Origin of the sequence: Streptococcus sp. HMSC064D12, assembly GCF_001837205.1 — a bacterium.
GTDB lineage: Bacteria > Bacillota > Bacilli > Lactobacillales > Streptococcaceae > Streptococcus > Streptococcus salivarius_D.
In genome coordinates, this window is sequence record NZ_KV831725.1 from 126,238 (window position 1) to 140,334 (window position 14,097).

Consider the following 14,097-nt stretch of genomic DNA (forward strand, 5'->3'; position numbering starts at 1 on the left):
CACTGTCAAGGCTATTTCGAAAAAAATCGAAATAGGAATACAAAAAAAGACCGTTTTCACGATCTTTCTTCTTGAGAATTTTCCCTCATTCTCGGCTGTGTGTTCTCTGGTCAGTCACATGAGCTACTACTGCTTATCTTCCTGGGACATATTCGCCAGTGTTAGCATCGTAGTAACGGCGTTGGCCGTTGACTGTAACGTAGGCACCCTTAACTTGGCGACCATTTTCATCAAAGTAAAGGTGTTGGCCATTGATGACTTGTTCGCCTGTTACGGCATAGCAATCTGCTCCGAAGTATGCCCAGACGTTAGGCTCGATTTGAGCAAAGCGATTAGTTACAGGTTGACCGTCGTTTTCGTCATAGTACTTGTAACGACTACCGACCTTAATGGCCTTGCCTTTGTATTGGATACCATTTTGGTCAAAGTAGTATTCCTTGCCATTGATAGTCCACTTGCCTTTAAGAGCTTGACCTTCAGTATTGAAATAAGACCATTGGTTTGGTGCAATTTCAGCAAAGCTACTTGTTACAAGAGCTCCACTGTGAGCATCATAGTAATAAGTCTTACCATCTTCGACAACAGTTTTCCCCTTGACTTGGATACCATTTTCATCAAAGTACTTAAGGTATCCATGATCAGCACGAACTTGGCCGATAGCCAGTGAACCGTCTTGTTTAAAGTACATCCACTGGTCATCACCTACTTGGAGGTAGCGTCCGCTAGCAAGAATACCTGAATCTGGCTCATAGTAATACTTGATGCCGTTTTCCTCGATAATTTCACCCTTAGCTTGGCTACCATCTTCCTTGAAGTAATAGAGGTGACCATCAATGTATTGACGTCCTGTGACACGGTTACCTTCTTTATCAAAGTAGTTCCAAGCCTTAGTTGCTGGGTTATAGACAAAGATGCTACGTCCGATTTCCCCTGCTGGTGTGATGTAGCGAGCCTTACCATTTTCAAAGATAATAGAATCTGCACGATTGCTGTAGGCCGTACCGACACTACCATCTTGGTTAAAGTAATAAGTCTTACCGTCAATGACACGTGAACCAGTCACAGTGTTACCGTCAGCGTCAAAGTAATAACGTTTACCTGTGCTGCTGTCTGTCGCAAAAACGTTACGTCCCATGTCGCCAGTTTCAGCAACATAGTAATGCAATTTGCCATCATCGGTACGAACAACGCGATCCTTAGCCTGGATACCCGTTTCACGGTCAAAGTAGAAATGGTGGCCACTCCAATGAAGGTTACCTACTACCATTGTTCCTTGAGTCGTAAAGGCACGAACCTGCTTATGTTTGTCATCAAAATCAACGAAGGCATTCTTAACCATGACACCGTCTAGACCGTAATAGTAGGTATAACCGTTGCTAGCACGACGAAGGGCGTTACGCAATTGGATACCATTGTCAAAGAAATAGTAATCCTTGTTATTGATGTTTTGTGCACCCTTGGTCATCTTACCGTCACCACCGAAGTAATACCAGTTACCGTTACCATCTTGAACAAATTCATTCTTAACGGTTTGGTTATCACGTAGGAAGTAAACATCTTGTCCACGACGTTGGAAGACTTGAGTGCTTGTGATGGCACCAGTATCACGAAGTGGTGTTGGCAAGAGTTGGCCGTTGGCTGAAGTATTAAAGTACTGGTTGGTCTTATCATCACGAAGGACATAGTTGATGCCTCGTCCAAGGATGTTAGTTCCGTTGAAGTACTTAGCAGACCACTTGGTAATCTTTTCATTCGTAGGCAACTGCTTACCATTTGAGATTTGCACTCGGTTGAAAATAGATGGGTACTTAGCTTTAAGCTCATCAAGGAAAGCACCACCGTATTTACCTTGATAGTCTGTACCATCTGTACGGGTATTAGCCACATAGGCTTGGTCAATGATTTGGTAGCCTATTTGGTGGTTACCATAACCGTTAACACGTGTCGCATTTACCACTTCTTTTCCTGGGAGGTTATAGATTTGGTCTGGCACCCAGTCAGCAATGGCTTGAATACCGTCTTTGTGGAGGGCACGAAGGACGTTAAGGAGGTCCTCAAGTGATCCGTATTTATTATTTTGACTCAAGGCCATATCGTAACGGTCATCAAAGGCATAACCATTATCAATTGTTGAGTCAAGGAAGGTACCATCCTTACTTGAAACGTACTGTGGTGGAAGTCCGACTGACGTGATTCCCCAAGCTTTGAGCAAGTCAGTGTTCTTAGCCAAGACACGGTTCATGTAAAGTTCTGGTTGATCGTCCGCAAAGGCTTGGAAGTTTGAGAAGGCTTCATACATAACTTGAGAATCAAGGGCTGCTGAAGACTTGTAAACTTGACCGTCACTATTTGTACGGTTACTTGGCTGTGTACGTGCGTCTTGATTAGCCTTAGCTCCGACTGGTACCCAGACACCGAGGTAACCTGAGACTTGGACATTTTCCACACCAAAAACATCGTTGGCATTGAAAGTCAAGTTCCCGTTCCAGTCGGTGCGTTTAAGAAGGTTTTTAGGCACATCAGAATCGTTGAGGTAGGTTGCTATACCATCCTTTGTCGTCAAAAGCAATGGGCGATAAAGCTGATTACGGTGAGCTCTACCCATGTTCATCGTTACGGTTTCATTGCTACCCAATCGGAAATCATAGTTATTGGTCATGATGACACCCATACCTTGCGTACGGGTTTCCGAAGTTCCCCAATCAGTTCTATTATTGGCACCTTTACCATAACGAACAGATGTCAAGAGTCCGTCATTTCCGACTTTCTTAACTTCCATGTCTTGACCACCAGCTACATACTTGATACGAGCACGCAAGAGGGTGTCGATAGCATCAAAGTACGGTGTCTTCTTAGCCATGTAGTGACCATCTTCACGATAGAGGTCTCCGTAATAAACACGTGTTACAGAGTCCTTGTTGGTCAACATGAGGGCATAGACAGATGGTAAGTTGTATGACGCATAAGTCTTGTGAGCCTTATCAATATCCTCATTGTAAATCTCGAAGGCTTTCTTGATTTCATCACGAGTGAAATTGTAACCAAATAAATTTGGGTTAATACGATCACGGATGATACGTTGAATAATCGTTTGAGCTTCTGTATCATGGGCACGAGTGAAAATATAGTTAGCCATACGTTCACCGTTTTTATCGTTGGCACCACGTGGATTCAAACTACTATTGATGAAGGCAGTCATGTCCCCAAGCTGCATACGTGTATTTTTATCACGCATCAAGAGGTTGGTAAGAGCGTTACGAAGGGCATTATCAATCGGAAGTTGTGCTCCCTTAGTGTCCTTGTTGTAGTATGGGTCGTTGGCAGACCAAGCTTCCAAATATGACAAGTGTTTGATGGCATTGGCTTCAGACTTGTCCACACCATAGGCTGCTTTGAAGTAGTCTGATGCGATTTGGAGAAGGTCGGCATCCACATTGTCCAAGGCATCGACACGCAAACCGTCAAAGTTAGCTGTTGGGTCATTGGCCATGATGCTTCCAATATTCATCATAAAGTGGAGCCAGTTAAGTTGCTCTGCCTGAACAGCTGGGTTTGAGTTATCAATATCGTTGGCAAGCAAGAACTCAAGACCACCGATAGAATTGTCCTTGAAGTACTTACGTGTACCCGTCTGGTTAGTCGGTGTGCGGTTAAGCAAACGATAGTCAGAGTTGGCGTGGCTGGTACGGTTGCCAGTATCACCCTTACTGTTGTTAAAGAGCAACTGTCCACCTTGCAAGTGGTCATATGAACTATTTTCAGTGCTACTATTCCAACCTGGCTGAGTCTTGATGAACTGGTCAATACTTGTACGCAACCAGTTGGTATTGCCCTCACGAGCGATACGTTCTTCAATCTTAGTCTGAACCATCTTGGCAGCTTGGTCTAGACTTTCCTGGCTAGAGTTGGTTGAAAATGACCCTGCTCCAAGACCTTGATTTTGCATGTAGTTAAGGTAGTTGACCTGAGTAGACTTGTCAGGCCACCAAACCATCAATAGAGGACGTTTGTCCGCTTCAGTTGAAGCTGTCCAAGTCTTACCATCCTTGAGAATGCTCTTTGGACGGTACCAAGCATCCGCTGTGATGAAGGTGTCGAGTTGGTCCAAAGACTTGTCATCGTTTTTGTAGAGCTGGTTTCCAGATGAAAAATCTACGGTTGCCTTGATAGGTTCTGTTGAAAATTCATCCTGAGACTTAGTCGCAAGTGCCCCTGTTTCAGCATCAAAGTAATAAGACTTACCATCTTGCTCAAAAACGAAGTTTTTACGTACACTACCGTCACTATTGACATAGTATTGTTTGCCGTTAATCCATTGGATACCAGTCGATGTGTTTGTGTTGGCTTCACGAGTTTCTACCAAGGCACGACGACTACGTGTATGGGCTTCTGTATTTTCCGTATCCGTTGTTGCTGCACGGTCTGTAGTGGCTGTTGTAGTATTGTTAGTTGTATCTGTAGTTGTAGCACTCGTATCAGTTGCAGCTGGTTGTACATTTGTACTTGGTGCTGCTTGATCTGAGTTGGTGTCAACTGTCGCTGCGTTTGTGGTAGGTGCTGCTGCCCTATCTGTAACAGCTGTTGTCGTGCTAGTGGCGTCTGCGACAGGGATATTGACACTAGCAGTATTGGCATCTGCCGCGATAGTTGGTGCTACCGTAGTTGCTGCATCATTAGTTGTGGCAGGTGTTTCTTGAAGCAAATCCTGACTGCTATCACCCGACTGATTCGCAGGATTTTGCTCATCGGCCTGAATCTGTTGATCCGCCAACAAGGTTCCACCAGCAACAGTAACCATTGAGAGTGCTGTTACCCCAATTGTCACCCAATTCTTCTTCACTTTATGCATTTTAAAGCGTACTTTTTGTTCCATATTATATACCTTTTTCCCTTATATTATCTCTATCATAAGCTATTTGACAAGGGAATACAATTACACAACTATAATGTCAGCTTAATGTATAGCCCCTAGTTTTCTAAGAAATCAGGCTCAAATGAATGGTGGACTAAACGAGGAATTGGTAACTAACGGTATCATTAGGTTATAGCCCCTCCAAGCACTCCTTGCACCCCAACAATCTTAATTTATTTTTAAATAAAAAAACCTTCATTCCTAAGATGAAATAAAGGGTTTGTGGGAGGTATTAGCGAATGACTGTGAAAGTATGTGTGGTTAATGGGTTAGGAGGTTGCGCTGCTTTCCATATTTGGTAGTCCGAAAAACTCTTAATTGGTGTTTTTAATTATTTTCCATGTACTACCACCTAGTAAAAAAGGCACCTATGGTCTCAATAATTGCATAGAGGAATGCTTTTTTTCGTGTTCTGGAATCTGTTTTATAAAAGTAATAATTCGAAATGAAAAGGAATAATATGACAATGATAATCCAAGCCAAGATAAGCATGATTTTCCTCCTCTAAAAAGCCAGTTACACCTTGAGTTTAACGAAGATAGTTCCCCATAACTACCCCTAACTCTATTTTCTACATACAAATATAATACCCTTTATAACACGTCTATGGCTCCTTCTTTTGAATATGAGAGGGATAAAATTATTAGGATTTAATCGTGAAAAATCACCTAAACAAAAAGCAAAACGTTATCTTCACTAAAAAACCAGCAAACGCTGGCTTTTTCGTCTATTTAATCATCTAGAGTTCTGATAGGAAAATAATAATAGTAATTTATATAGGAAAAGGAAAAATTCGCTCTAGATTTTTAAAGTACATCTTAATTAGCGACGCTGTCTCAATTCACCAGTTTTGGCATCGCAGAAAAGGCGTTTACCACCAACATAGACATAACGTCCTTTCACTTGACGACCTGAACCGTCGAAGTAAAGTTGTTTGCCATTGATGACCTGTTTTCCAGTCACTGCTTGACCTGCTGCGTTAAAGTAATACCAGCAACCACGGCCAGCTTCGACAAAGCGGTTCACCACTTGCTCACCAGTGTGGGCATCAAAGTAGCATTTCTTACCTTGGACAGTGAGCAATTTACCTTTGACTTGAGCACCGTTGCTACCAAAGTAGTAAACTTTATTGTTAATGTTTTGAAGACCTGTTACTTTGTGACCATCTTGGTTAAGGTAAGCCCATTGGTTAGCCGCGATTTGAATGAATTGGTTGATGACTGCTTGGCCAGTAACGGCATCATAATAGCGTCCTTCAGCCCAGCCACCTTTTAATTGGCTATGGTCTTTATTGAAGTAATAGAGTTTACCATCAATCACTTTTGCACCTTGAACGAGGCAACCAAAAGCATCCGCATAATACCAGTTGTTGTTTTCAAAGATAAAGCGTGAAACAGCCATTTCACCTGTTTGAGCTGAAATGTAGTATTGCTTGTTGCCTTGTTGCATCATCTGACCTTTGATTTGACGGCCTTCTGAGTCAAAGCAGTATTCTTTACCATTGATGATACGTTTTCCTGTCACAGCGTAACCATGTTCATCAAGGTAGTACCAAGCTTGGTTTTCTTTATTTTGAACAAAGGTATTTACAGCCATATTACCAGTATCAGGGATGAAGTAACGGATACGGCCATCTGAGAAGCGAATAAACTTGTCTTTAGCTTGGATACCTGTTTGTGTATCAAAGTAGAAGGTTGTGCCACCCATTTCAATGAGACCAGTAGCCATGTGACCATAACAGTCGAAATAGCGGACATCCTTACGATAACCTGCAAAATCGTAGAAACCGTTGATAGCTTTCACACCATTCTTATCGTAGTAATAAGTGTAGCCATCGCTACCTTTAACAAGTGAGTCACGAGCTTGGAGACCATTTTCAAGGAAGTAATAAGCCTTTCCATCGATAACCTTTTCGCCTTTGACCTTTTGACCATATTGATCGTAATAATACCATTGATTTTCGCCTACACGTACAAATGATGACTTGGCATTGTTCGAATCAACACTTGGTTTAGTCTCGCCTGAGATGATTTGGTAACCTGAGTTATTTTGTTGATTTCCTTGTGAAATGATAGTGACATTAGTATTTGAACCGTTTGATTGACCTACTGTCACATTTGGGAAAAGTTTATTAGAGTTCGAAATGATAGTCACATTCGGAGTTGTTCCTGAAGCCGTGATGGTAATCGTCGTGTTTCGACCACCATTCCAATGAATGCCGTTTGAGTCAGACGAACTTGTCGTAATTGTCGCAAAACCGCTAGCTGACGATGATGATGACCAAGATGATGACGACGAGTAAGAATACCAAGCTGAACTTGATGAGCTTGACGAACTTGACGCACTAGCACTTACTGATGCTGAGCTGCTACTTGATTGGTAAGCAGAACCCGTTTGTGATGAATTAGAGTTTTGTGTTCCTACTACTTGAGAAGATTGTGACGAGCTCACTTGACCAGCTCCACCACCTACCACAGTCTGTGATGAGCCTCCTGTTGAGGCAGATGATGAAGACTCGTAGCTTGAGCTTGTTTGACTGCCATAGTTAGATGATACTGCTGACAAATGGCCGGCATCTTCTGTCAAGGTTGGCGAATAACTTTCATTAATCAATGAAGCACTTGACTCAATGCCTGCATCTGTTTGTTCAAAACCATCTCCATTAGGAAGTGACACTTCGTCTGCTTGTGCCGATTGGTCCGCTAAAAGTGCTCCACCCGCAAGTGCAACCATCGACAGCGTACTAACTCCAATAGTCACCCAGTTTTTCTTGACCTTGTGCAACTTAAATCCAACTTTCTTTTCCATAACATACACCTTTCAATATAACTTTATTTCTCTATACTATGTTAAGGGATTTTGGAAGCGAATACAATTACAGATGCATAACCCTAGTCTCATAAGACTAACCTTCTACCCATAATCCATTTGAAGAAACAAGCCTAAGATATATGCCTATAGCATTTATATGTTAGAAAACGTTACCAAAAAAACGTTCGGATTTTCTTAAATTCACACAGAAATCGCAACTTTTAGCAATTTTAACGCCTCCCTCATTAAAGACTGAGTATAGTTTAAAACGAAAGTAAGTAGTTTATTGACGATTCTATTAATCAAACTCATTGTTTACTTACAATCCACTAGACATTTCGAGGGAAAATGATAAAAGAAAAGTACTTGAAAGAAAATACTTCAAGTACTTAAAAGTTTTGAAATTATGTGGAAAACTACTGATTTTCAATCTATAAGCTTCTGGGATAGTCCCAAAAATACTTTTTTTCTGCCTACTTATCGTTTTCTGACCCAAGCTCCAGTATTGGCGTCATAGTAACGGCGTTGGCCTTTAACCCAGACGTAACGGCCTTTGACCTGACGGCCAGAAGCGTCAAAATAGAGGTGTTGACCGTTGATGACTTGCTCACCTGTTACGGCTTGGCCTGAGGCGTTAAAGTAATACCAAACACCACGAGAAATTTGGATGAAGCGATTGGTTACGGCTTCACCACTATTGGCATCAAAGTAGTATTTCTTGCCTTTATAGGTAAGGAGTTTACCCTTGGCTTGGACACCATTGCCTTCAAAGTAGTAAAGTTTACCATTGATATGCTGGAGACCAACTACCTTTTGACCATTTTGGTTGAGGTAAGCCCATTTGTTGGCACCAACTTGGACAAAGCGGTTGGTTACGGCCTGACCTGAGTCACCATCATAGTAACGGCCGTTGGCCCAGGCACCCTTGACTTGGCTATAATCATTGTTGAAATAGTAGTGATTACCATTGATAACTTGAGCGCCTTTAACCAGCTTACCATTGCCATCGACATAGTACCACTTGTTGTTTTCCGTCACAAAGCGTGAACGGGCAATTTCACCACTATCGCCATCAAGGAAGTAACGTTGGTTATTAATAGTGACAAAGTGTCCTTTAACTTGTCGTCCTTCATTGTCAAAGTAATACTGCTTACCGTTAATGGTTTGTAGTCCTGTCACGGCATAGCCGTTGCTATCGAGGTAATACCAAGCCTTGTTCTCAGGATTTTGCGCAAAACGGTTAACTGCGAGATTTCCTGTATCTGGAATGAAGTAACGTGTGCGACCGTCCGCAAAGCGGATGAACTTGTCTTTAGCTTGAATACCAGTCTTTTCATCGAAATAGAAGGTTGTGCCATACATGTCGTGGAGACCACGATACATTTGACCGTTACCATCAAAATAGCGAACATCTTGGCGAGGACCTGCAAAGTCGTAGAATCCGTTAAAGGCCTGAACCCCTTTAGGATCGTAGTAATAGACGTGACCATCACTGCCTTGGCGAAGAACATGACGTAGCTGAAGCCCATTGTCTAGGAAGAAGTATTTCTTGCCATCAATGACCTGTTCACCTGTGACCATGTTACCGTTCTTATCAAAGTAATACCACTGGTTGGCACCGATTTGAATGAAGGTATTCTTGGCAAGGTAGCCACTCGTTGAGAGGTATTGGACCTTATCTCCCACCCTACGGAAACCAGTTGCTGTGATTTCTGTCATTTGTTTAGGAAGGAAGGTTTGACCTGCTTTCAGGTTGAAGTATTGGTTTGTTGCGTTATCTTGCAAGACATAGCGAGCCCCTGTACCTTGGATATTGCTTCCATTGAAATACTTGGCTGACCATTGTGTGATTTTCTCATTTGTAGTCAATTTACGGCCGTTTGAAATCTGCACGCGCTCAAAGATAGCTGGGTATTTTGCCTTCAATTCATCAAGGAAGGCACCTCCGTACTTGCCTTGGAAGTCATTTCCAAAGGTACGTGTTTTAGCTGCATAGAGACTATTGTAGATTTCAGCATTTGGACGTGGTGTGCCGTAGCTGTTGGTACGTGAAGCTGTTACCACTTCTTTTCCAGGGAGATTGTAAATTTGATCTGGAACCCAGTCAGCAATGGCTGAGATACCTTCAGCGTGAAGGGCACGAAGAGCATCCATGAGGTCTTTGAGTGAACCGTATTTGTTGTTCTTGCTCATGGCAATATCGTAACGGTCCTCGAAGGCATAGCCATTTTCAATGATAGAATCCAAGAAAGTGCCGTCTTGGCTAGACACGTATTGTGGCGCAAATTCAAAGGAAGTGATTCCCCACTCTTTGAAGCGTTTGGCATTTTGAGCAATAACACGGTTGGTGTACTGACTTGGTGTCTTAACGAAATCTTGGAAGTTTGAGAAGCCTTCGTAAATGACTTGTGAGTCAAGAGCTGCTGATGATTCAAAGACCTGCTCACCCTTCTTAGTTGTCGAAGCCTTGGTGCGGGCATCTTGGTTTTCAGAAGCACCGACTGGCACCCAAACTGCCAAATAACCTGAAACTTCAACGGTTGAATGACCAGTAATATCGTCTGCTGTGAAGGTCAAGTTCCCTTGATTGTCCGTATAGCGAACCAATCCTGCTGGTACATCAGAATCCTTGAGGTAGGTCGCAAGACCTGTAGATTTGCTGAGAAGCAATGGACGGTAAGCCTGATTTTTGTGAGCAGCTCCCATATTGACCACCAGACGGTCATTTGTTCCCAACTTCATATCTGGTCGGTTGGCTGTAAGGACCAGCATTCCTTGGTTGCGTGTTTCAGCAGTACCAAGCTGATTAGCTTCTTCTGCTCCCTTACCATAACGCACAGATGACATGATTTCGTAGCCATTAAGCTTAGTAACCTTCATGTCTTGACCACCTGCTACATATTTGATGCGAGCACGGAGCAGGGCATCGATGGCATTATAGTACGGTGATTTTTCAGCCATGTATTGGCCATCGTCGGTAAAGAGGTCCCCGTAGTAAACACGAGTGATACTATCCTTGTTGGTCAACATTGTGGCATAGGCAGCTGGGATATTGTACTGGGTGTACTTTTTATCAGCCTTGCGCATGTCCGCATTGTAGATTTCGAAGGCCTGTTTGAGCTCATCCATAGTGAAGGTGAAACCATCTGTTTTTGGATTAATCTGCTTGCTGATGATATTAGCCAAAACAGCTTGCACTTCACTATCATGGGCTCGCACGAAAATATAATTGGCATCACGTGGCGTGTGTTTCTGCTCACTTGAACGATTGTTAAGAGAGTTAGTAATCACGCGCTCCAAGCTGCCACGGTAATTGCTCTTACGCAAGAAAGTCGTCAAAAGCGTTTCACGTAGTGGATTGTCGATAGACAACTGAGCACCCTTGGTATCCTTGTTGTATTGGTGGTCGTTGTATGACCAAGCTTCAAGGATTGACAAATGAGCAATGGCATTTGCTTCATTATCTGCGACACGGTATTTTTCCTTGAAGTAATCAGAAGCAATCTGCAAGAGGTCCGCATCCACATTGTCCACCGCATCGATACGAACACCGTCAAAGTTGGCACTTGGATCATTGCCAAGGATAGACCCAATGTTCATGATGTAGTGGAGCCAGTTTAGTTGCTCGGCCTGAACAGCTGGGTTAGAGTTGTCGATATCGTTAGCCAAGAGCAGCTCGTAACCACCATTTGAACGGTCAATATGATATTTGCGTGTCCCCGTTTGGTTAGTCGGTGTGCGGTTCATGAGACGGAAGTCTGAATTGGCATGACTGGTCGTACTATTATTGAGGAAGGTCAGAGCGCCTCCTTGCAGGTGATCTTTACCAACTAAGAGATTGTCCTCACTCTCAGAGTTCCAGCCAGGCTGTGTTTTGATGAAATCTGACATCAACTGGCGAAGCCAAGTGGTATTGCCCTCGCGACCAATACGTTCCTCAATTCCTCGTTGAACCGTTTCGGCAGCAGCTGCCAAGTCATAGCTCATCATATCTGTCGTATAGGTCTTATTACCAAACCCTTGTTGGCTCATATAGTTGAGGTAGTTGACCTGTGTCACCTTGTCTGGCCACCAAGTCATCAAAAGGGGACGATAATCTTTCTCAGTTGAAGCTGTCCAACTTTTCCCATCCTTCAAGATCTGTTTTGGACGGTACCAGCTATCAGCCGTCAAGAAATTGTCCAAGTGTTCAAAACTCTTGCTTGACGTATCGTAGGCCTGGTTATAAACCGCATAGATAGAGTTATTTGGAATGGCATCGGCACGATACAAAGGTTTACTTTGATCTACCATAGCCCCAGTCTCATCGAAATAATAAAGGCGACCATCAAGTTCAATCGCTGTGTTCTTTTTCACAACGCCATTTTCAACATAATACTGCTTGCCATCGATAGTCTTCAAGTTGGAAGCTACTGGTTTATAGTCAAGACTTGGCTGACTTGGTTGGACTGGCTTGTTAGGTTGAGACGGTTGACTTGGTTGAACAGGTTTGTTTGGTTGATTTGGCTGCGTTACAATGGTCACATTTGGTCTTGTGCCATTTGGACTTGTCACCGTCACGTTTGGTTTAGGAGTGTTTGGCCCTGTGATAATGGTTACATTTGGTGTCGTACCGCTGGCAGTAATCGTGATGTTAGTGTTACGGTTAGCATTGATACGAATAGTGCTGTCAGCAGCGCGTGTGGCGATTGCTGGTGCAGCATTGGTCAAGACTCTAGGTCTTGCTTGTTCTGTCACACTTGGAGTAGACTGAGCACTTGTTTGCCCAGCTACTTGAGTCGTAGCCTGACCTTGTGAGGCCTGTTCCGTAGTCTGTGTCTCTTGGGCACTAGCTTGAGTTTGCGAAGAAACTGCCACTTCTTGATCGATAACTTGACTGCTTTGTGCTTGAGCAGTTGCCTCTTGAGCGACCGCACTTGTCGTCGCCTGTGAGTTTGTTCCAACTGTTTCTACTGCTGACACACTTGCTTGAGCACTAGCTTGCTCAGTAACAGTTGTTGTCGTCACTAGACTGGCAGTCCCATCCTCACTCAGTTGCTGCATGCCATCTCCATTTGGCGTGCTTGTCTCATCGGCCTCTACCTTACCTTGAGCTAGGAGGCTTCCACCTGCCAAGGCAACCATTGAGAGAGTAGTCACCCCGATAGTTACCCAGTTTTTCTTAACCTTGTGTAGTTTAAAACGTACCTTATTTTCCATCTATATCAATCATCCTTTTTCTGTTGTTGACTCTACTCTATGATATATTCAGACAAATTACAAATAGGAAAAAGTCATCTTCTTTTCATAAATCTCTGCCACAAGCTCAGTTATATTAACTCTGATTAGCGAAAATGAGACCTTACACTTCATGTAAGGTCTTAAATAGAGAGTTTTCGATTCTCAAACACCTTAAAAAGCTTATCCTTAAAGACTTTTCAACATTAAAGCAAGCTTCAATTAAGCTTAAGAGATAGCAAAACTATGAGAGAAGTAGACCCTAAAAAGACAATTCTGAAAAGAAAATTTTAGATAGAAAGACTCTATTTTTTCATCTGACTAAGACCGTGGTCTGTCTATGAGGAACAAAAATTAAAAATATAAATGATTTACACAGGTGAATTCTTATTTGACTAACGAAACTAAATATAGAATCTTTTATGTCAGTTCTTTAACATTTTTGATAATTCCGTTAGTTTCTGTTGTTTATTCTTAAAAAAGGATTATAATGAAGCTAGGTGAATGTGTAAGCGTTTTAATTTTGCTTTAAAGGACACTTGGGGGATTATCTAAAAGATTGACATTAGTTACCTAATGCCTAAATAAGGATTATAGTAGGATAACCATTCCTGAGTCACTTTGAACCATCAAACTAGGGCTCATAAAAAGAATACAGCATCATTTCAAACTAGAGCTCTAGAGGGGACACCTCATACTAGTAAGCTCTAGTTTTTTGTGTCTTAGAAGCCCAAAATAAACGAGATCTTCCATGCTTAGAAAGGAGGAAAATTCCGAACGGCTCTCGTTTTTCTAGAATCATTTCGTCAGAACTCATGTTTGCCTTGAACAGTCTCGTAATACCGAAATTGAGGAGACTTGGAGAAATAAGGATTGTCATAAAAAGATTAACTTACATCGTTAGGGACTCTACCCAATGCTCACTTTTCATAAACTCTCATGACAGCCCTTATTTTGCAGTATGTAAAAAGTTTAAAATGAAAGGAGAATTACCATGGAAAAGAAAGTACATTTTAAACTTCACAAAGTTAAAAAACATTGGGTAACTATTGCAGTGACAGGACTTGCTTTGGGATTGAGTTTTGCAGGATTCAGCTACGCTTTGGCTGAAGAACAACCTACACCTGTTAATGAAGCAACTGTTGAAGCCATCATCA

At 42.5% G+C, this 14,097-nt stretch carries 4 protein-coding genes; 1 reads left to right on the top strand and 3 read right to left on the bottom strand.

The features are described 5' to 3' along the window. Window positions 1-133: 133 nt before the first annotated feature. From HMPREF2697_RS02440 to HMPREF2697_RS02455, 3 genes are all read right to left on the bottom strand, one after another. Complete coding sequence (locus HMPREF2697_RS02440; RefSeq protein WP_070849508.1) at window positions 134-4,873, bottom strand: glycoside hydrolase family 70 protein; 4,740 nt, start codon at window positions 4,871-4,873, stop codon at window positions 134-136. Between the two features lie 861 nt (window positions 4,874-5,734). After that, window positions 5,735-7,720 (bottom strand): KxYKxGKxW signal peptide domain-containing protein, encoded by a 1,986-nt coding sequence (locus HMPREF2697_RS02450; RefSeq protein ID WP_070849510.1) that lies wholly within the window; start codon window positions 7,718-7,720, stop codon window positions 5,735-5,737. Between the two features lie 480 nt (window positions 7,721-8,200). Beyond that, on the bottom strand, window positions 8,201-12,922 hold the full coding sequence (locus HMPREF2697_RS02455; protein WP_070849513.1) for a glycoside hydrolase family 70 protein: 4,722 nt from the start codon (window positions 12,920-12,922) through the stop codon (window positions 8,201-8,203). Between the two features lie 1,012 nt (window positions 12,923-13,934). Between HMPREF2697_RS02455 and HMPREF2697_RS10810 the strand changes: the two genes are divergently transcribed. After that, the coding region (locus HMPREF2697_RS10810; protein WP_142350070.1) for a KxYKxGKxW signal peptide domain-containing protein at window positions 13,935-14,097 on the top strand (163 nt) is incomplete at its 3' end.

Excerpts from the sequence above, each read along its gene's own strand:
- HMPREF2697_RS02440 (WP_070849508.1), bottom strand. The coding sequence starts at position 4,873 with ATGGAACAAAAAGTACGCTTTAAAATGCATAAAGTGAAGAAGAATTGG.
- HMPREF2697_RS02450 (WP_070849510.1), bottom strand. The coding sequence starts at position 7,720 with ATGGAAAAGAAAGTTGGATTTAAGTTGCACAAGGTCAAGAAAAACTGG.
- HMPREF2697_RS02455 (WP_070849513.1), bottom strand. The coding sequence starts at position 12,922 with ATGGAAAATAAGGTACGTTTTAAACTACACAAGGTTAAGAAAAACTGG.